The 18,922-nt window shown below is 71.3% G+C and carries 18 protein-coding genes; 4 read left to right on the forward strand and 14 right to left on the reverse strand.

Translation table 11 applies throughout. The features are described 5' to 3' along the window. Positions 1-102 precede the first annotated feature (102 nt). The 10 genes from D8Y23_RS13555 to D8Y23_RS13595 form a co-directional block, all read right to left on the reverse strand. Complete coding sequence (locus D8Y23_RS13555; RefSeq protein ID WP_128218627.1) at positions 103-2,475, reverse strand: FG-GAP-like repeat-containing protein; 2,373 nt, start codon at positions 2,473-2,475, stop codon at positions 103-105. Beyond that, the gene (locus tag D8Y23_RS16860) at positions 2,472-2,747 is read right to left on the reverse strand and encodes a hypothetical protein (RefSeq protein ID WP_164878245.1); all 276 of its coding nucleotides are present in this window, start codon (positions 2,745-2,747) and stop codon (positions 2,472-2,474) included. The genes D8Y23_RS13555 and D8Y23_RS16860 overlap by 4 nt, the downstream gene beginning before the upstream one ends. 58 nt (positions 2,748-2,805) lie before the next feature. Continuing rightward, positions 2,806-2,931, reverse strand: coding sequence for a hypothetical protein (locus D8Y23_RS17240; RefSeq protein ID WP_275087515.1), 126 nt, complete (start codon positions 2,929-2,931; stop codon positions 2,806-2,808). Positions 2,932-3,038: 107 nt separating this feature from the next. Continuing rightward, positions 3,039-3,974: a glycosyltransferase family A protein gene (locus D8Y23_RS13565; RefSeq protein ID WP_128218629.1), complete on the reverse strand. Its 936-nt coding sequence runs from the start codon at positions 3,972-3,974 to the stop codon at positions 3,039-3,041. A 22-nt stretch (positions 3,975-3,996) separates the two neighbouring features. Beyond that, a complete protein-coding gene (locus D8Y23_RS13570; RefSeq protein WP_128218630.1) occupies positions 3,997-5,100 on the reverse strand; it encodes a glycosyltransferase in 1,104 nt (367 codons plus the stop codon). After that, on the reverse strand, positions 5,097-6,563 hold the full coding sequence (locus D8Y23_RS13575) for an LCP family protein (RefSeq protein ID WP_428844482.1): 1,467 nt from the start codon (positions 6,561-6,563) through the stop codon (positions 5,097-5,099). Before D8Y23_RS13575 ends, D8Y23_RS13570 begins: the two co-directional genes overlap by 4 nt. Further along, entirely contained in the window at positions 6,560-7,027 is a 468-nt protein-coding gene (gene purE / locus D8Y23_RS13580; protein ID WP_128218643.1) for a 5-(carboxyamino)imidazole ribonucleotide mutase, read from the reverse strand. The genes D8Y23_RS13575 and purE overlap by 4 nt, the downstream gene beginning before the upstream one ends. 94 nt (positions 7,028-7,121) lie before the next feature. Further along, the gene (locus D8Y23_RS13585; RefSeq protein WP_128218631.1) at positions 7,122-8,255 is read right to left on the reverse strand and encodes a 5-(carboxyamino)imidazole ribonucleotide synthase; all 1,134 of its coding nucleotides are present in this window, start codon (positions 8,253-8,255) and stop codon (positions 7,122-7,124) included. An 84-nt stretch (positions 8,256-8,339) separates the two neighbouring features. Continuing rightward, positions 8,340-8,894, reverse strand: a complete 555-nt coding sequence (locus tag D8Y23_RS13590) for a PH domain-containing protein (RefSeq protein ID WP_128218632.1) — start codon at positions 8,892-8,894, stop codon at positions 8,340-8,342. A gap of 60 nt (positions 8,895-8,954) precedes the next feature. Further along, the gene (locus D8Y23_RS13595; RefSeq protein ID WP_128218633.1) at positions 8,955-9,737 is read right to left on the reverse strand and encodes a biotin--[acetyl-CoA-carboxylase] ligase; all 783 of its coding nucleotides are present in this window, start codon (positions 9,735-9,737) and stop codon (positions 8,955-8,957) included. Positions 9,738-9,895: 158 nt separating this feature from the next. Between D8Y23_RS13595 and D8Y23_RS13600 the strand changes: the two genes are divergently transcribed. Together D8Y23_RS13600 and D8Y23_RS13605 are read left to right on the forward strand one after the other, a co-directional pair. Continuing rightward, entirely contained in the window at positions 9,896-11,485 is a 1,590-nt protein-coding gene (locus tag D8Y23_RS13600; protein WP_428844483.1) for an acyl-CoA carboxylase subunit beta, read from the forward strand. After that, the gene (locus D8Y23_RS13605) at positions 11,482-11,715 is read left to right on the forward strand and encodes an acyl-CoA carboxylase epsilon subunit (RefSeq protein ID WP_128218635.1); all 234 of its coding nucleotides are present in this window, start codon (positions 11,482-11,484) and stop codon (positions 11,713-11,715) included. Before D8Y23_RS13600 ends, D8Y23_RS13605 begins: the two co-directional genes overlap by 4 nt. Positions 11,716-11,973: 258 nt before the next feature. Here the strand turns inward: D8Y23_RS13605 and D8Y23_RS13610 are convergent, their stop codons facing one another. The 4 genes from D8Y23_RS13610 to D8Y23_RS13625 all read right to left on the reverse strand — a co-directional run bounded on the left by D8Y23_RS13610 (position 11,974) and on the right by D8Y23_RS13625 (position 16,234). Continuing rightward, positions 11,974-13,014 carry a hypothetical protein gene (locus tag D8Y23_RS13610; RefSeq protein WP_240663907.1) on the reverse strand — a complete coding sequence of 347 codons (1,041 nt, stop codon included), beginning with the start codon at positions 13,012-13,014 and terminating at the stop codon, positions 11,974-11,976. After that, the gene (locus tag D8Y23_RS13615; RefSeq protein ID WP_128218637.1) at positions 13,011-14,267 is read right to left on the reverse strand and encodes a sensor histidine kinase; all 1,257 of its coding nucleotides are present in this window, start codon (positions 14,265-14,267) and stop codon (positions 13,011-13,013) included. Before D8Y23_RS13615 ends, D8Y23_RS13610 begins: the two co-directional genes overlap by 4 nt. Continuing rightward, positions 14,260-14,925 carry a response regulator transcription factor gene (locus D8Y23_RS13620; RefSeq protein WP_128218638.1) on the reverse strand — a complete coding sequence of 222 codons (666 nt, stop codon included), beginning with the start codon at positions 14,923-14,925 and terminating at the stop codon, positions 14,260-14,262. Before D8Y23_RS13620 ends, D8Y23_RS13615 begins: the two co-directional genes overlap by 8 nt. A gap of 61 nt (positions 14,926-14,986) precedes the next feature. Next, the gene (locus D8Y23_RS13625; RefSeq protein ID WP_128218639.1) at positions 14,987-16,234 is read right to left on the reverse strand and encodes a class I SAM-dependent RNA methyltransferase; all 1,248 of its coding nucleotides are present in this window, start codon (positions 16,232-16,234) and stop codon (positions 14,987-14,989) included. A gap of 56 nt (positions 16,235-16,290) precedes the next feature. On the opposite strand from D8Y23_RS13625, the gene D8Y23_RS13630 reads away from it, so the two are divergent. Continuing rightward, the gene (locus D8Y23_RS13630) at positions 16,291-16,938 is read left to right on the forward strand and encodes a Maf family protein (protein ID WP_128218640.1); all 648 of its coding nucleotides are present in this window, start codon (positions 16,291-16,293) and stop codon (positions 16,936-16,938) included. Between the two features lie 77 nt (positions 16,939-17,015). Continuing rightward, positions 17,016-18,782 carry a biotin carboxylase N-terminal domain-containing protein gene (locus D8Y23_RS13635; protein WP_128218641.1) on the forward strand — a complete coding sequence of 589 codons (1,767 nt, stop codon included), beginning with the start codon at positions 17,016-17,018 and terminating at the stop codon, positions 18,780-18,782. The last annotated feature ends 140 nt before the right edge of the window (positions 18,783-18,922 follow it).

Here is an 18,922-nt window from a genome sequence, read left to right on the forward strand (position 1 = left end):
CCCCCGCCCCCGAAACAGCGTCCTCGACCTCACGACCGCGCACCTGGAGGACGTGCCGGGCGACGGGCGCCATCGACTAGAGGCTTACCTCACGTCCTGAGGTCAGCGGATCTGCGCCATCACGTTCCACTGCGTCCCGACGACTCGGCTTCCCAGCCATCCCGCGCCGCCGTCGCCGCGGTACAGCACGAGGTCTCCGTTGCCCAGACGCCCCATCACGTCGGGACCCCCGGCGCCGTCGAAGTTCCCCGTCGCGAACACCGGTCCGAAGACGTTCCAACCGGAGCCGATCTGGCGGATCGTCCCCCAACCGCCACGACCATCGGTGCCGTAGGACCAGAGCGTGCCGTCCGTTCGACGCGCGAGGAGGTCGTCCACGCGATTGCCGACCAGGTCTCCACCCGCAGACAGGGACGTCACGATGTTCCAGCCGGAGCCGATTGCGACTCCTTGGCCGGTCAGCCACCCTCCCATGCCGTCGCCCCGGTACAGCCAGAGCACCCCGGAGCTGTCGCGGGCCACCACATCCAGGCGACGGTCGCCGTCGAAGTCGATCCCGCCGGTCACGAGCCCCAGGTTCGTCCACCCGTTCCCGATCACCGTCGGACCGCCGAAGGTGCCGTCTCCCCGACCACGCCACAGCTCGAACTGACCAGCGCCGGTGATCCGTCCGAGATCCGCTCGGCCGTCACCCGTGAAGTCGCCCAGCGGGACGACGCGGCCCGATCCCCACGTGGACGACACCGCGAGCGGCTGCCGCCACCCGCCCGAACCATCACCGGGGTAGACGCTCAGCACGCCCTTCGTCGACACTGCCACGACATCGGCAGCCCCGTCACCGGTGAGGTCTCCGGCGCCCCCGGGGAAGGCCTTCTTCCATCCCGGGCTCGCACCCTCGCCGGTCACGGTCTGCATGACGTTCCAGCCGCTGCCCGCCGGCGCCGCCGACCGGGTGAAGCGGCCGGAGTTGTCACCGGAGAACGACCACAGAAGGCCGTTCTGATCCACGGCGACGAGATCGGCGATCCCGTCACCCGTGAAATCCCCGGGCATGGCGATCGACGTCATCGACCCCCATCCCGTCCCGAGTGACGTGCGACCGGGCTGCCACGCGCCCGATCCGTCACCGCGGTAGAGCCAGAGTTCGCCGTTCCTGTCGCGCCCGAGGAGATCGGGTCGGCCATCCCCGGTCACGTCCGCGCCACCGACGACAGCGGTGAACCCGTTCCACTCGCTGCCGACGACGCGAGGCGCCCCGAACGTGCCGTACCCCGTCGCCTTCCAGAAGAGGAGCAGACCCGCCTTCGTCGTCGTGTAGACGTCGGGAACTCCGTCGCCGTCGGCGTCGCCCGCGGCGGTGATGAACGCGGCATCGGACCAATCGACGTCGATGCGCTTGGCCGGGAGGTCGCCGGCACGCTCTTCGAGGGGGCGCAGCCACACCCTCTTCGAGCTGTCCACGACGATGATGTCGCGACGCTGATCTCCGTTGAAGTCGCCCACGGCGAGCACGCGGTCCGTGGCTGCGACGCCGCCCGCGGTCCGTACGCGCTCACCCCAGGCGTTGCCCTTGAACGGGTAGGAGAAGATCTGGCCGCCTCCGTCGACGGCGACGATCGACGAGTCGACGCCGTAGCGCGGAACCGGCGGCTGGTACTCGGTCGAGCCGAACCAGTCCGTGAAGATGCGCCAGAAGTTCCGGTTGCCGTACGCCGAGCAGCCGTCGCCCTCGCCGTAGAGGTTGCGCAGGGCCGCGGCATTGGGGACGTACGGGGTGTAGATGTACAGGCCGGCCGTAGCCGCGTTGTCGATGTACACGCGCTGAGTACCGCAGTTGTTGTACGGGTGATAGAGGATGTTGTTCCACCGACCCGCCTGATAACCCCACCAGGTGGGGTTCATGCGGTAGATCTCGAACTGCCGTGCGCCGTAGTAGACCTGATAGAAGAACCCGGCCGTGCTCGGGTCGCACGCGGCGGTGTCCGGGCAGCCCTGGCCGGTTGCGGCTCTGTACTGGAAGTCTTCCGGCCACGTCGAACTGACGAGTCGCTGCTCCTTCTCGATGAGCACCAGCAGCGCCTTCTGGCTGATGCCGCAGGACCGGGCGACCTTGTCGATGATGGTCGCGGCGCTCTCGTTGCGCGCCCCGGAGTACCCGTTGCAGTACTTGTCAGCGGGTCGGTCGTTGGTGTCCTGCCGATAATCCTTGAGGCAGGTGTAACCGCTACGACAGTTCGGCACTCGCTTCTGCAGGAACGCCTGGATCTCGCTCGAGGTCATCGCCGTGCCGTCGTAGAACAGCGCGTCGTCGATGATGTGCCCGGGATTCCAATCAGCCGCATTCGCGGCGGAAGCGGATGCCACCGGCGCCACGGTCGCCGGCAGGGCGATGGGCAGAGCGACCAGGAGGGCGGCCGCGCACACCCAGGCCGCCAGAGCGGCGACGGCGGCGCGGGGGCGTGACCGCTCGGTCACGACGTCGGCTCGACCGTTGAAACGGCCGACTCGGCTCGCGTCGACGGAGAGTCGTATCGCACGCGGAACTGCACATCCTCGGCCGCGCCCTGGACGGGGAGGGACATGACTCCGCAATAGGTGACGTTGTTGCCTTCCGCGCTGGTCACCGTCGCCGTCCGCCCGTCCTCGACGATCTCGAGCGTGCAGGTGCCGTCGCCCTCCGACACCCTCGGCACCATCGCCGTCACCTGCAGCTGGGCATCGACGACCTCGGCAGTGACGATGAGCACGTCGCCCGTGAACGCCGTGACGGAGGGACTCGGCGCCGCTGAGACGGTCGGCTCAGCGCTAGGAGTGGACGTCGGGGAAGCGGATGCCGAAACGCTCGGCGTGGCCGTCGCGCTCGCACCGCCCGCCGGGGTGGCGCACCCGCTGAGAGCAAGAAGTGACACGGCCGCGACCGGCAGCAGCCACCTTCGAATCCTTGTCGGAGAGGAAGGGGCCGTGGCGTCGTTCGCGGGGATCACGCGATCATTGTGCGTTCCTGGCGCTCCGATGCCTGTCAGCCACGCCGCGTGCGGTCAACGGCGGCCGATGCCACGTCGCCATCGGCGCAGGCGCGACCACAGCGGCTGGTGGGCGTCGATCTCTCGTCGGACGTCGTCGCGGATCTCCGCGCGGAGGCGTTCGGCGTGCTCCCGCGCGCGCTCGTCGAGACGGACGATCAGTCGGTCCTGAAGCGCCGCCAGGTAGAGCGGCAGCCCCTCCCCTTCCCGTCGCGTCCACTGCTCGAGCGCCCGGTCGCGCACGAGCGCGTCGTCTCGCACGTGCGCGTCGGCGAGGGCGAACATGCTGTTGGCGGCGATGCCCGTGGCATCCGGTCTCTGCGTCCAATACGCCAGCGGTTCGCCGGCGACGTAGCCGAAGCCGGCGCGGGCGAGGATACGCAGGTAGAAGTCCCAGTCCTCGACGGCCTCGAGGGACTCGTCGTACCAGCCCACCTCCCCATGCACAGCCGTGCGATAGAGGACCGAGATGGGGACGGCGCGGTTGACGCTGAACATCTCGCTCAGCGAGATCCTCTGCATCCCGGCCCAGAACGGGGCCCGGCCGACCTCGACCCAGCGACCGCCGCGGTCCTCCTCGTAGACGATCTCTGTGGCCGTCGAGACCGCGGCATCCCCGGGGTGCGCATCCAACCAGGCGACCGTCCGGGCGAGGAACTCCGGATGCCAGCGATCGTCGTCGTCGTGCAGAGCGACGAACTCGGTTCCCACGACCCGCACGCCGGCGTTCGCCGCGACGCAGCGACCGCCCTGCCCCGGCGTGATGTGGACGATCTCGGCATCCACACCGGCCTCGGATACGACGCAGTCCACTTCGCCCGGATCTCCGCCGTCGTTCACGACTACGACGCGACGATCGGAGAAGGTCTGCGCGGCGATGTCGTCGAGTGCCCGGCGCAGGAAGTCGGGACGCTGGCGGGTACGGACGACGATCCCCACGCGCGCGGTCATGGGTTCGAGCATAGGGGCGGGCCTACAGCTCCGCGTGCAGGGCCCACACCCGGTCGGCGGCCGCCGGCCACGCGAAGCCCTTCGCGCGGTCGCCGGCGAGCACACGAAGGCGCTCGGCATCCTCGTTCAGAGCGCGAGCGACGGCCGCGGCGAGGGCGTTCTCCCCCGCGTAGAGAGCAGCGTCCGCGAGCACTTCGCGGTGAACGGCGGTGTCCCGCGCGACGATCGGCACGCCCAGGGCGAGGGCGTCGACGGCGCGCCACGGCCACTCGGTGCGGGTGCTCGCGGCGACGAAGAGTCGGGCGTGCGACAGCACTGCCGCGCGGTCCCACTGGTCGAGCGATCCGCGGGCATGGACCCGCGCTTCGGGGATGCCCGCGGCCGCGGCGAGCTCGACGACGGCGGGCTCCTCACCCTCGGGGACGTCCAGCACCACGATGTCGTCGTCGCCACCACCCGCCGCGAGGCCGGCGAAGGCCGCGGCCAGCCCGTCCGAGGCTGCCGCGCCACCCGTGAGGGCGACGAACGAGGCCGGCAGATCCAGCGCGCGGAGGCGCCCGACGGCATCCGAGGGAACGCGGAAGCCGGCCGCCGGTGCCCCGCCGATCACCCGCACCTTCGCGACGAGCTTGGCCTTGGCCACCTCGGCCAGACGCTCGGCCATGGCGTGCGAGGGCACCACCACGGCATCCGCGTGCTTGCCGATGCGGGACAACAGCGCCCGCGCGGCGAGCACCTCGGCGCGCGGCAGTTCGTCGGGCGTCTCCCACGCGCGCAGATCCCACAGGGTCACCACGATCTGGTGCGTCTCGTTCACGCGGTCGTGTCGAACGAGCGGGGCGAGGGGCGTCGGCGAGTGGATCAGACCCCGTCCGATCCCGGGTGCCACGCCGAGCTGCCAGGATGCCGCGAGCTCGCGCCGGCGCATCGACAGGCGCGTCTCGGCCGCCAGGCCCGTGACTCCCGCGTCCTCGGGGAGGCCGGGGGCCGGGGTGATGGCGGCGACGTCGCAGCCGCGCGGAGCGGTGTCGATGAGCGCCTGAGCGAGCGACGTCGACGCCTCGGCGAGGTCGCGGGAGGTCGGCGCAACGAGCTGGTCGAGGACGACGCGAAGGGTGACGGTCACGGCGCGGGGCTCTCCGTTTCGGTCGGGGGGTGGAGCTTGTCGCGGACGATCTGCTGCACCTCGGCGTAGTCGGGGTCGAATTCGTCGACGCCCCCCGCGGGCGTCAGCTCGATCGTGGTGACCGGCTGGTCCTTGGCCTTCAGGGCGAGGTCGACCAGGGTGGGGGCGATGAGGCCCTGGGGCAGGTCGGTCTTCACGATCGCCGTCCCGGCGGCGGCCACCTCTTGGAAGCGCGTGAGGACGGTCTGCGGGGTGGCCTGCGCGAGGATCGCCTCCTGCAGCTGACGCTGACGGCGCATGCGGTCGAAGTCGCTCGTGGTGTACCGCGAACGGGCGTACCACTGCGCGGTGTCGCCGTCCATGTGCTGAGGACCGGCCTCGATCCAGCCGAACGCCCAGTCGTCGACCGGCTGACCGTCGTAAGCGGGGCCGCCCTTGGGCAGGCGCTCGTCGACGGTGATGTCGACGCCGCCGAGCGCGTCCACGACGTCGGCGAAGCCCTTCATATCCACGAGCACGTAGTACGGGATCTGGATGCCGAGGATGCCCTCCGCGGCATCCTTCGTGGCTTCGATTCCCGGCTCTGAGCCGTCGGCGTCGGCGTTGGGGTAAAGGGCGTTGCCGTTCTTGCAGATCTCGACCTCGGTCCGCAGCTGGTTGACCCCGCTGCTCCACCCGCAGGTCTCGTCGAACTTGCCTTCGTGGCCGTTCGGGTACTCGTCCTGCATCGGGCCCGGCGCGAACGGGAAGTGGGGCATGTCGCGCGGGATGCCGGTGATGGTGACGGCCCCGGTCGCGGCGTTGATCGACACCACCGAGATCGAGTCGAACCGCATCGAGTCGCGTCCCTCACCCGAATCCGCACCGAGGAGCAGGATGTTGTAGTACCCCTCCGACGGGGGGACCACGGGCGCGGACTCCGCGAAGATCGACGCGAACGCGTCTCTCGTCGTGCCCGCCGTCTGCGCGGCCCACGCCGCGCCGGAGCCCGAGAGCACCAGGAGCGCGATCGAGACGAACGCGATCGCGAAGCGGGCGACGGGGCCCGTGCGCACCAGACGCACGAGCCGCAGCGTGTCGACCGTGAGGACGATCCAGAGCACGGCGCACCCGACGATCAGGATCTGCAGGATCGTCAGCGGGAGCCATCGGAACCACGAGAGGAAGTCCGGGATGAACGACCCGGTGGCCAGGGCGAAGAGTCCGCTCGGCCAGAGCAGCGCCCCGAGCCCGGTCAGGACGAGAGCCGTCCACAGGAACAGCGTGGCGCCCAGGCCGAACCGGCCGAGCCGCCGGTTGCCCGCCACCACCTGAGCGGACCCCGGAACGAGGAAGTTCAGCGCGACGAGCCACCAGCCGCGACGCGTCATGACCTCGCGCGAGGACACGTCGGGATCACGCATCGGGCGCGACGTGGTGAGCGACCCGCCGGTGCGCGGACGCGGCGGTGCGGCCACGCTCACAGGGAGTCCTTCAGGCGGCGGTTCTTCTCCTCCACCTGCGCCTCGAGGTCGAGGGCGTAGGCCTCCACACGATCCCCGAGCTCGGGGTCGGCGGCTCCGAGCATACGGGCCGCCAAGAGACCCGCGTTCTTCGCCCCGTTGATCGAAACCGTGGCCACCGGAATGCCGGCCGGCATCTGCACGATGCTCAGGAGGGAGTCCAGCCCGTCAAGGGTCGCGAGCTGCACCGGCACCCCGATGACGGGGAGCGCGGTGACGGATGCCAGCATCCCGGGCAGGTGCGCGGCACCCCCGGCCCCGGCGATGATCGCTCGAAGGCCGCGGGCCCGGGCCTCGCGTCCGTATCGGATGAGCTTGTCCGGCGTGCGGTGGGCCGAGACGACCTCCACCTCGTGCGGGATGCCGAACTCGGTGAGCACCTGGGACGCGTCGCTCATGACGCGCCAGTCGGAGTCGGAGCCCATGACGACGCCGACCACCGGCGTCTCGGAGGAATGCAGTGGCCGGGTCACCGGTCCAGGCTAGGGCGGGTCGCTGGAAGAACCCGGAACGGCGCGCTCAGTCGAAGAAGGCCGAGGCCGCCCGAGCCTCGTACACGACGTCGTCGAGGTCGTCCCCGGCGACGTTGACGTGACCGACCTTGCGCCCGGGGCGCGGGTCCTTGCCGTAGGTGTGGATCTTCGCGCTCGGGTGCGCCGCCATCGCGGGCGCGAAGCGGTCCGTCATGCCCCCCTCCGCGGGTCCGCCGAGGATGTTGATCATCACGGTCCACGCGGCGACGGCATCCGTCGATCCGAGCGGGAGGTCGAGCACCGCCCGCAGGTGCTGCTCGAACTGGCTGGTGACGGCACCGTCCTGGGTCCAGTGGCCGCTGTTGTGCGGGCGCATGGCGAGCTCGTTGATGAGGATGCGGTCGTCCGCGGTCTCGAACAACTCGACGGCGAGCATCCCGGTCACCCCGAGCCCCTCGGCCACCGCGACACCGATCGAGGCTGCGGCCCGCTCGAGCCGCTCCCCCGCCCGCGGTGCCGGCGCGATGACCTCGGCGCACACGCCATCGCGCTGCGTCGTCGCCACCAGGGGATAGGCGCGAACCTCGCCGGACGGGCGGCGCGCGACCTGTTGCGCGAGTTCCCGGGTGAAATCGACGAGTTCCTCTACCAGGAGGGCACCGCCGCGCGCATCTTCGGCGAGAGCGGCGAACCAGTCGTCGGCCTCGGTCGCAGCGGACACGACCCGCACGCCCTTGCCGTCGTAGCCTCCTCGCGGGGTCTTCACGACCGCGCGGCCCCCGTGCGCGTCGAGGAACTCCCCCAGTCCTTCGGCGTTCGAGACGGCCGCCCACTCGGGCTGCGGCATCCCCAGTTCTTCCATGCGCGCGCGCATGACGAGCTTGTCCTGGGCGACGGCGAGCGGCGCCGGCCCCGGGTGCACGGCGACCCCGGCCTCGACCAGCACGGAAAGGACGTCCTGCGGCACGTGCTCGTGGTCGAAGGTGAGCACATCCACATCACGGGCGAAGGCCAGCACGGTCTCGGCGTCCCGATAGTCGCCGACGGCGGTCGCGGCCAGGTCGGCCGACATGTTCTCGGCCTCGGCCAGGACCCGGATGTCGATCCCGAGCTCCTCGGCCGGCGCGATCATCATCCGCGCCAGTTGTCCGCCACCGACCACTCCGACTCGCAGCGCCATGCCGCTCCTTCCGTCCCCTCCATTGTCGTGCACGACGTCACCGCCGTTCCGCCCCATCGCGGAGGAGTCGGGAACGCGCCCGCGTCAGTAGTCGACCGCGCCGGACCCCTGCGACTGCGAGTCGCGGTGCGCGAGGATCTGGTTGACCTCGACCTGGTCCACGAGCGTCTCGTGGACGAGGACGGCGTGCGGCACGTTCGTCAGGCGCAGGGGCGGCTCGACGCCGTTGGACAGCGTCAGGGTCCCCGCTCCCCACAACCGCTGCAGGATGCCACGACGCATCTGGATCGCGTACCCGCGCACGTGCGAGATCTCGCGCGTGCTCGACCCGAAGAAGCCGGAGCGCTCGATGACGCGCCGGGTCGTGATGGTCCACGATCGCGACAGCCACGCGACGTAGGGGAGGACGACGAGGAGAAGGACCACCGCACCGGCGGCGGTCAGGAGCATCCAGTTCTCGAACGGGGCCGGCAGATTGTCGTAGAAGTACGCGGTCGCCCCCGACACGCCGATGAGCACGAGCGCCGACCAGAACAGCCCGCGCGCATGCCCGCGAAGCCGCGCGATGCGCCGCTCGGGCGCCGCCGCTCCGGGAGCCGGCGTCCGCGGGCGCCCTCCGTAGCTGGTCGGCTGGGTCACGTTCTCATTCTGCGGGCACGGAGGCCCGCCCGCCGCCCGCACACGCGGAACGGGCGCGGGTCATCGCACGTGGACGACGTCGCCCGCCGCCACGACGGTCTGGATCGTGCCCGACTCCACGACGAGTCGACCCTCGTCGTCCAGACGCTCGGCGCGGCCCTGCACGGTAGTGCCGTCGGGCATCGACACCGAGACGTCACGCCCGACGGTCGCGCAGAGCTTCTCGATGTCGCGGTGCACCCGAGCGACGTCGCCACCGGACAGCGCGGAGACGAATCCGTCCAGAGCCTCGATGTAATCGGCCAGCAGGCGGTCTTCGTCGAGGTCGACACCGATCGCGGCGAACGAGGTCGCGGTCGAGACGGGCAGGTCGGCGCGGGTCATGCGCGTGTTGATCCCCGCCCCGACCACGACCGTGTCGAGGGTGCCCGGAACGGCCTCGGCGAGGATGCCGCAGATCTTCCCGCCGTCCACGAGCACGTCGTTGGGCCACTTCAGCTCGGCGGTCGAACCGTGCCCGGTCAGGCGCGCCCGGACCGCGCGCGTCATCGCCGCCCCCGCCGCGAGCGGGATCCAGCCCCGCAACGCCATCGGCACACGGCCCGCGTCCACGACGACCGAGACCGCGAGCGCGGTACCCGCCGGAGCCGTCCAGGTGCGGTCGAGCCGTCCTCGCCCCGCACGCTGGTCGTCGGTGACGAGCAGCGCCAGGTGCGGCCACCCGGCGGGGTCGGCCGTGACGGCGGCGACGACGTCGGCGTTCGTGGAATCGGTGGTCTCGACGATCTGGACGCGCGGGCTCAGCGCGGCGGTCAGCGGGTATCCGGTGGCAGGGATCGGCATGAGCACACCCTAGGCACGACATCGGCGCCCTGGCATCCCCTTGCCCTCGTCGCGTTGCGGGCGCACGGGCGGAGATGGATGGATGCCACAGCGTCCTGCCGAGGTGCTTGTGCGCACCCTCCAACATCGGCGAGGAGGCGGTCGCTAGGGTGGAAAGCGTGACCGACCAGCCCGATCTCTTCACGACCGCCGGCAAGATCGCCGACCTGCGCACGAGGTTCCAGGAGGCGGTCGTCGACGCCGAAGCCGCCGCGCGCTCCAAGCAGCACGCGAAGGGCAAGCTCACCGCCCGCGAGCGCATCGAGATGCTGGTCGACCCGGGCTCGTTCGTCGAACTCGACGAGTACGTGCGCCACCGCACCACCGCGTTCGGCATGGACAAGTCCCGCCCCTACGGCGACTCCGTCGTCACGGGCACGGGCACGATCCACGGCCGCACCGTTGCGGTCTACGCCCAGGACTTCTCGACCTTCGGCGGCTCGCTCGGCGAGGTCGCCGGCGACAAGATCATCAAGGTCATGGAACTCGCTCTCCGCAGCGGCATCCCGATCATCGGCATGCTCGACTCCGGCGGCGCGCGCATCCAGGAAGGTGTCGTCGCGCTCGGCAAGTACGGCGAGATCTTCCGCCTCAACACCGCCGCCTCCGGCGTCATCCCGCAGATCTCGATCATCATGGGGCCCGCCGCCGGTGGCGCCGTCTACTCCCCCGCGCTCACCGACTTCGTCATCATGGTCGACAAGACCAGCCAGATGTTCGTCACCGGCCCCGACGTCATCAAGACCGTCACCGGCGAGGACGTCGGCATGGAGGAGCTCGGGGGAGCGCACACCCACAACACCCGCTCGGGCGTCGCGCACTACCTGGCCGACGACGAGGACGACGCGCTCGACTACGCGCGCACGCTCATCGGCTTCCTCCCCGACAACAACCTCGCCGAGCTGCCGCTGTACGAAACGCCGTTCGAGTTCGAGACGACCGATGCCGATCGTGCGCTCAACGGCGTCATCCCCGACTCCCCGAACCAGCCGTACGACATCCACACGGTCATCGACGGGATCGTCGACGGCGCGGAATTCCTCGAGGTCCAGCCGCTGTTCGCCCCGAACATCGTCATCGGCTTCGGCCGCATCGAGGGGCGCACCGTCGGCATCATCGCCAACCAGCCGTCGCAGATGGCCGGCACGCTCAACATCGACGCCGGCGAGAAGGCCTCGCGCTTCGTCCGGTTCTGCGACGCGTTCTCCGTCCCGATCGTCACGCTCGTCGACGTGCCCGGGTATCTCCCCGGCACCGACCAGGAGTGGACCGGCGTCATCCGCCGCGGCGCGAAACTCCTCTACGCCTACGCCGAGGCCACCGTGCCCCTGGTCACCGTCATCCTCCGCAAGGCCTACGGCGGTGCCTACATCGTCATGGGCTCCAAGCAGCTCGGAGCCGACATCAACCTCGCCTGGCCGACCGCGGAGATCGCGGTCATGGGTGGCCAGGGCGCAGTGAACATCCTCTACCGCGGCGAGATCAAGCGCGCCGAAGAGGCGGGCGAAGACGTCGCGGCCGTGCGCACGCGCCTCGCGAACGAGTACACCTACAACGTGGCATCCCCGTTCCTCGCCGCCGAGCGCGGTGAGCTCGACGGGATCATCGAGCCGGCGCAGACGCGCGTCTCGATCGCCAAGGCCCTGCGAGCCCTGCGCAACAAGCGGGCGAGCCTCCCCGCGAAGAAGCACGGGAACATCCCGCTGTGAGCGACTCCCGTCCCGCCGACGCCGCCCAGCCCGTCGCGCGCGTCGTGCGCGGCACTCCCACGCCGGAAGAACTCGCCGCCGCCATCGTGGTGGCGAGCGAGGCCTACGCCCGCGAGACCGCGGATGCCACCGCCCCCGACACCGCCGTGCGGTCCCGCTGGGAGCTGTCCGCGCGGGGTCTGCGCGCTCCGCTCAACCGGGATGCGGGCTGGCGCGGATCCGCGGGCTGACTGTCCCCCGAAATACCTACAGACGCGAGGGAACCGTTCGCGAATACTGGAGGAGCTGGAACGCATCACGCGTTCGGTCGGGCCGCTCCCTAGAGCCGGTTCCGGCCACGCGAACGGTTTTCGGGTAGCCGTTCGCATGGGTGAGGGGCAGGCGACATCGCCGCCCCTCACCCCTCACATTTCGCACTCTTCCCCGGATGCAGATACCCGACAGTGCCCCCGGCGGCGTTCGCGCCGCGGGGGGCCTCTTCTCCCGTCTCAGTGCGGGCGCCGGATCTCGCGCCAGAGGTCGACGTCGTCCTCGTCGGCCCCGGCCCCCGCGGCCGCTGTGCGTCCCACGACCGTCACGGCCACCTCGTGGTGGGGAGACGTGCGGATGATGAGACGTTCGGATGCCGCCTCCTCGACGATCCCCGCCAGCTCCGCGCGGATGTCCTGCAACGCTGCGGCCGGAATGTCCTCGAGACCGCCCTCGTCGAAGAGCATGACGATCGTCCCGCGACGCCGCGCCGCATCGATCTGCGCGCGCACTCCCTCGTCGAGAAGGCGCGGGCTGCGCAGTTCATCGCGCAGGCTCTGCTCCGCCAGCCGCGCCGCATTCTTCTCGCTCGGCCGGAGGTTCCCGCCCGTCTCGATGGTGCGTCCCAGCACGGGTCCGGCCACGTGCAGAGCGCGCTGCACGTGAAGGCGACGCTCCCGCTGACGCCCGCTCTGCGAGGCCTGCCACGCGGAGGCGGCCTGCTGCAGCTCGGCCAGACGTTCGGCGTCGTGAGCGACACGGTCGAGCGCGAACGTGATGAGCTGCGCGGCGGCGACCCAGACGAGGGAGCCGACGAGTCCGAGGCTCAGGGCATCGAGCGGACCCAGCCACGCCGCCGACGACACGGTCAGCGCGGCCGTTCCCGCCCAGGCCACGATCGGTCGGCGACGCACCATGACGACCGTCATGAGCGCACCGATCGCGCCGATCACCCAGGTGACGAACGGCTGCGCACGGCCGTCCTCGCTGACCGCGGCGAAAGCCGCGTTCGGCACGACGACCGCTGCCAGCAGAGCGAGAGCGACGGCCCAGTGCGGGGGTGTCATGCGAGCGTCGCCCATCGACCCGTCGACACCGACGGCGCGCCGCCTGGTCGGCAGCAGGATCCACAGCCACGCGATCGGCAGGTAGAGCACGAGCGCGGCGATCAGGAGCCAGCCGCGCTCGACGGTGTCGGGCAGCGTCCACAAGAGGCTTCTGGCGGCCAGGTACGCGGTGAACGCCAGGCCGATGCCCGAGAGGATCGAGCGGACGGTCACCAGCGGTCCCCGCTCTCCCATTCGAGGGTCACCGTCGTGCCGGCGGGTGACGAATCGACGGCGGAACGTCCGCCCACCGCCGTGACCCGCGCGATGATGGATCCGCGGATGCCGAGTCGATCGGCCGGGATGGCGTTGACGTCGAACCCGCGTCCGGCGTCGCGGACGCGGATGGTCACACCCCCGGGCTCCGCCGACCCGGCGACCTCGACCGTCAACGCGCGGGCCTCGGCGTGCTGCACCGCGTTGGCCACGGCCTGCATCGCGGCGAGGACCAGGGCACGGGCCACGCGCCCGGGCACCCGGGGGGTCCCCTCCTGGACACGTCGACTGACGACGAGCTCCACCCCGAAGTCGCGCGCCGACGTTTCGATGTCGTCGGCGAGGGCTATGGCATCCATCGGCTCGTCGCTGCCCTCGAGGGCATCTTTCTCGGCGTTGGCGAGCCGGGTGAGCGCCTCACGCGCCATGCTCACGGCGAGCGTCCGCTCGCGCGGCGTCGCTGCCCGCTCGGCGGCGAGCAGCGCCCCCAGGACGCTGTCGTGCATGAGGGCGGCGACGGCGACGCGCTCGTGCTCGGTGGCGGCCGTGGCGGCGGCCTGGGCGTAGCTCGCGACGGCACGGGCCCGGGTCTCGTCGACGTTCGCCGCGATCGAGCGGTACATCCAGGTCAGGGTGACCAGAACGCTCCCCAGCATCAGTGCGAACGAGACGTCGAGCGCGACGGGCAGCAGGAACTCGGGCCGCCCGCCGGCCTGCAGCAGCCGCACCACGCCGAACAGCAGCGGCGCCGCCACCGTCCACGCCACCTGCACGGGCAGGGGGAACGCGACGACGGTCGCGACGGTCGCGACGTTGATGAGGTAGAAGATCCACGGGTTCTCGGTCGGCGAGGGCGCCTGACCGCCGTTCGTGGCGACCGGCCACACGGCGAGCGCGACCATGTAGATGACGGCGAACAGGCCCGAGAAGACCCGGGCGAAACGGTTCACGGCGCAGGCCACGACCATCGCGACGAGCGGGACGAAGACCCCGACGACGAGCGGGACGTGCCATCCCTCGGCCTCATCGCTCGGGCCGAAGGCCGCGACGAAGGCCTGCACCCCGAGTACGAGACACGCGGGTCCGACCAGCAGAGTGATGACCCGTTCGATCCGCTTCTGGGTGAAGGAGCCGGGATCGTCGCTCGTCTCGCGCGTGTGCGGGATTCGCCCCCACGCCTCGTCGAGGACGCTCCGCTCGACGTCAGACATCGCCGGGTGTCTCGGGCGTCTCGTGGAGGATGCCGTCCTCCATCGCCCGCCGCAGCAGATCCACCTTCGTCGGGGCGGGGCGGCCCACCTCGACGTACTTCACGCGCACGCGCGTGATGTTCTCCTTGGCGGTGGAGTACGCCACGCCCAGTCGCTCGGCGACGGCTTTGAGGGGGAGGCCGGCCGCGTAGAGGCGGAGAACTTCGCGCTCCCGCGCGGACAGTTGCGCGTCGGCGAACTCGCGGTCGCCCTCGACGGCGCTCGCCCACTCGACGTTGTCGAGCAGCTCGCCCCGCGCGACGGTGCCGATGGCGGCCAGCACCTCGTGCGTCGGCGAGGACTTGCTCACGATGCCGGCCGCGCCCGCGGCCAGCGCTTCCCGGACGGCGGCCGGACGGTCCGCGACGCTGTGGATGATGACGCTCGACCCGTCACGCACGACGCGGTCGACGTTCTCGGACACGGTCGTGCCGTCGCCGAGGGTGAGATCGAGCACCACCACGTCGGCCGGAGCCTCGCCGGCGGCCCGACGCCACTCCAGGTAGGCGGCGACGTTGGCTCCCGAGGACACGACCTCGAACGACGCGGTGCCCGCGAGCGCAGCCTCGAGGCCGAGGCGGACCGATTCGTGGTCGTCGATGAGGGCAACGCGCGTCATTCCCACATCGTATCCGCGGGACCGGCTCGACGACCGGAGTGCACATCCCCCGATCGGCGGGTCATCGCCGCAGCGCGGCGACCGCCTCGACGTGGTGCGAGTGGGGGAACAGGTCGAGGCCGCGGATGCCGCCGTCGACGCGGTAGCCGTGAGCCGCGAAGATCGCCAGGTCGCGGGCGAGGGCGACGGGATCGCACGCGACGTAGACCACGGCACGGGGATCCAGTGCGGCGATGCTCTCGACGGCCGCGCGACCCGCCCCCGCCCGCGGCGGGTCGAGGACGACGACCCCTCGCGACAGGCGTTCGCGTTCCCGCTCGGACGCGTCCGCGCGCAACCGCCCCACGAAACGGTCGACACGCTCCGTCTCGGCCCGCGCACCGACCCACTCGGCCAGGTTCTCGCCCGCGTGCTCGGTGGCCCGCGCATCGCTCTCGACGCTGACCACCCGGGTGGCGGGCCCGCCCGCATCGCCCAGCGTTGCAGCGAACAGCCCCACACCGCCGTAGAGATCGAGGTGGGTGGCATCCGGATCCAGCTCCCCGACCGTGCGTCGAATGCTCTCGGCGACCGTCTCGGTCAGCGCCGCCGCCGCGAGGCGGTGCACCTGCCAGAAGCCGCCCGCGTCGACGCGGAAGACCCGCTCGCCCACCCTCTCCTGGACGATCTCGGGCGCTGCCGTCGCCCGGCCGCCCTCGGGGCGAGGGAGGACGCGCACGCGTCCGTCGGCAGGCTGCACGAGGTCGATGCGGCCCGGTGCGGCACCCCGGAGATCCGCGGCGGCCCGTGCCACGGCGGGAGTGGCGAGGGGAAGGTCGGGCGTCTCGACCACCCGGTGCGAGCGCGGCGCGAAGGGGCCGATCCGTCCGGCCTCGTCGACGTGCAGGCTCACGCGGGTGCGCCATCCGGTGCCGTCCGCGGTCTCGTCCGCCCCGGCCGGGTGCACGTCGACCGGCAGCTCGAGACGGCCGACGCGCTGCAGCGACTCGCGGATGACCCGCTCCTTCAGCGCGCGCTGGGCGTCGAGCGCGATATGACCGAACTCCGCCCCGCCCACCCGCTCGTCGGGCGACCGGTCGACGGCGGCCGACGCCCACACGTGCGGCCGCCGTTCCGGGGCCGCCTCGAGCACCTCGAGGGCTTCGGCCCGCCAGAACGCCTTCTTCCGCGTGTCGGTCAGCCGCACCCGCACCCGTTCTCCCGGCAGCGTGTCCGGGACGAAGACCACGCGCCCCTCGTGCCGGCCGACGAAGATGCCGCCGTGGGCGACTCCGGTGACGTCGAGATCGATCAGGTCGCCGTTCTGCATCCTCCGAGCCTGTCACACGCGGCTCCCGTGGGGCTGTGCGTCGGTAGCGTGGACGCATGCGCGTGTGCCTGGCATCCACTTCTCCCGCTCGTCTCATGCTGCTGCGGCAGGCCGGCATCGAGCCCGAGACCCGCGCTCCGCAGGTCGATGAGGAGGCGGTGATCGCCGAGGTGGAGGCCGCGGAAGGTCGCATCCTCCCGGCCCCGGAACACGTCCTTCTCCTCGCGCGCCGCAAGGCCGCGGAGGTCGCGGAGCGGCTGCGCGCCGACGACCCGGCGTTCGACGGGTTCGTCCTCGGCGGGGACTCGATGTTCGCGCTCGGCGACGAGATCCTCGGCAAGCCCTACACCCCCGAGGCCGCCACCGCCCGGTGGCGAGAGATGCGGGGACGCACGGGCGTGCTGCACTCCGGCCACAGCGTCTTCCGCCTGGTCCCCGGCGAGGAACTCCGAGAGGCGTTCGCCGTGGCCGAGGCCTCGGTGAGCTTCGCCGCCGACGTCGACGACGACGAGATCGCGGCGTACGTCGCCAGCGGCGAACCGCTGCACGTCGCGGGAGCCTTCACCGTCGACAGCCTCGGCGGAGCATTCATCTCGCACGTCGAGGGCGACCCGACGACGGTCGTGGGGATGTCGTTGTCCACCGTCCGCGCCCTCGTCCGGGAGCTCGGCGGCTCCTGGACCGCCCTGTGGAACCGTTCGTAGACTCCCCCACACGTTTTCCGGCGTTTCTTGTCGGGGAGGGTCAAAAAGCACCCTGGCCCCCTCGCTAGGCTGGGAGGATGCCGAAGATCGCCAAGGTTCTCGTCGCCAACCGCGGCGAGATCGCCGTCCGTGTCATCCGCGCCGCACGCGATTCGGGAAAGGCCTCCGTCGCCGTCTACGCCGACCAGGACCGGGACGCCCTGCACACGCGCCTCGCCGATGAGGCCTACGCCCTCGACGGTGCCACCAGCGCCGACACCTACCTCTCGATCGAGAAGATCCTCTCGGTCGCCCGCCGCTCGGGCGCGGACGCCGTGCACCCCGGCTACGGCTTCCTCGCCGAGAACGCCGACTTCGCGCGCGCGGTCATCGACGCCGGTCTCGTGTGGATCGGCCCGTCGCCCGACGCCATCGAAGCCCTGGGCGACAAGGTCACCGCCCGTCACGTCGCCGAGAAGGTCGGCGCCCCCCTCGCCCCCGGCACGCCCGGCCCCGTGGCCGGTGCCGACGAGGTCATCGCGTTCGCCGAGCAGGTGGGCCTTCCCATCGCGATCAAAGCCGCGTACGGCGGGGGCGGGCGCGGCCTGAAGGTCGCCCGCGAGCTCGACGAGGTCGCCGAGATGTTCGAGTCGGCCACCCGCGAGGCCGTCGCCGCGTTCGGGCGCGGCGAGTGCTTCGTCGAGAAGTACCTCGACAAGCCCCGTCACGTCGAGACCCAGTGCCTCGCCGACGCCGCCGGCAAGGTCGTCGTGGTCTCCACACGCGACTGCTCGCTGCAGCGCCGCCACCAGAAGCTCGTCGAGGAGGCCCCTGCGCCGTTCCTCACCGACGAGCAGAACGCGGTTCTGTACTCGGCATCCAAGGCGATCCTTCGCGAGGTCGGCTACATCGGCGCCGGCACGTGCGAGTTCCTCATCGGGGCCGACGGCACCATCTCGTTCCTCGAGGTGAACACGCGCCTGCAGGTCGAGCACCCCGTGTCCGAAGAGGTCACCGGACTCGACCTCGTGCGCGAGCAGTTCCGCATCGCCGAGGGCGAGGAGCTCGGGTACGACGACCCCGAGGCGGTCGGCCACTCGATCGAGTTCCGCATCAACGGCGAGGACCCGGGCCGGAACTTCCTCCCCCAGCCGGGTCCCATCCACGTCTTCAAGACCTTCGGCGGTCCGGGGCTGCGCCTGGACTCCGGCGTCACCGCGGGCGACAGCGTCTCGGGCGCGTTCGACTCGCTGCTGGCGAAGATCATCGTCACGGGCCGTGACCGCGCCGAGGCGCTGGAGCGCGCCCGCCGCGCCCTCGACGAATTCGAGGTCGCCGGCCTCCCCACGGTCCTGCCCTTCCACCGCAAGGTCGTGCGCGACCCCGCGTTCACGGCGGAAGACGGCTCGTTCGGCGTCTACACGCGCTGGATCGAGACCGAATTCGTCAACGACATCCCGGCGTGGGACGGCGAGCTCGAAGCCCCCGGCGAGGCTCCCGGCCGCCACACGGTGGTGGTCGAGGTCGGCGGCAAGCGTCTCGAGGTGAGCCTGCCCGATCGCCTCGCGGCGTCGACCGCCAAGCCCGGGCGCCCCGCCGTCGCGCCGCCCTCGCGCCGCTCGCACTCCGCCTCGCCCACCGCGGGAGCGACCGGCGACGCCGTGAAGTCGCCGATGCAGGCCACGGTCGTGAAGATCGCGGTCGAAGAGGGCCAGCAGGTCGTCAAGGGGGACCTCGTCGTCGTGCTCGAAGCCATGAAGATGGAGCAGCCGATCCAGGCGCACAAGGACGGCACGATCGGCGGCATCGACGCCAGCCCCGGCGCCACCGTCTCGGCCGGGCACCAGCTGCTCCTCATCAGCTGAGGCATCCCCTTCTCGTCGGCGTCGCGTCCCTCCGGGGGCGCGGCGCCGTTGCGCTGCGGCCGGGGCGCGGCGGCGTCTCGGGGGTATGGCCGCACCTCGCTCCGGTTCCCAGGTGGCCCCGGGGCGACAGAAGTGGCCCC

This window comes from Microbacterium enclense (assembly GCF_004022425.1).
GTDB classification, from domain to species: domain Bacteria; phylum Actinomycetota; class Actinomycetes; order Actinomycetales; family Microbacteriaceae; genus Microbacterium; species Microbacterium enclense_A.

Coding starts and splice junctions, on each gene's coding strand:
- D8Y23_RS13565 (WP_128218629.1), bottom strand. CDS start 3,974: ATGACCGCGCGCGTGGGGATCGTCGTCCGTACCCGCCAGCGTCCCGAC.
- purE (WP_128218643.1), bottom strand. CDS start 7,027: ATGGGCTCCGACTCCGACTGGCGCGTCATGAGCGACGCGTCCCAGGTG.
- D8Y23_RS13585 (WP_128218631.1), bottom strand. CDS start 8,255: ATGGCGCTGCGAGTCGGAGTGGTCGGTGGCGGACAACTGGCGCGGATG.
- D8Y23_RS13595 (WP_128218633.1), bottom strand. CDS start 9,737: ATGCCGATCCCTGCCACCGGATACCCGCTGACCGCCGCGCTGAGCCCG.
- D8Y23_RS13615 (WP_128218637.1), bottom strand. CDS start 14,267: ATGTCTGACGTCGAGCGGAGCGTCCTCGACGAGGCGTGGGGGCGAATC.
- D8Y23_RS13620 (WP_128218638.1), bottom strand. CDS start 14,925: ATGACGCGCGTTGCCCTCATCGACGACCACGAATCGGTCCGCCTCGGC.
- D8Y23_RS13625 (WP_128218639.1), bottom strand. CDS start 16,234: ATGCAGAACGGCGACCTGATCGATCTCGACGTCACCGGAGTCGCCCAC.
- D8Y23_RS13630 (WP_128218640.1), top strand. CDS start 16,291: ATGCGCGTGTGCCTGGCATCCACTTCTCCCGCTCGTCTCATGCTGCTG.
- D8Y23_RS13635 (WP_128218641.1), top strand. CDS start 17,016: ATGCCGAAGATCGCCAAGGTTCTCGTCGCCAACCGCGGCGAGATCGCC.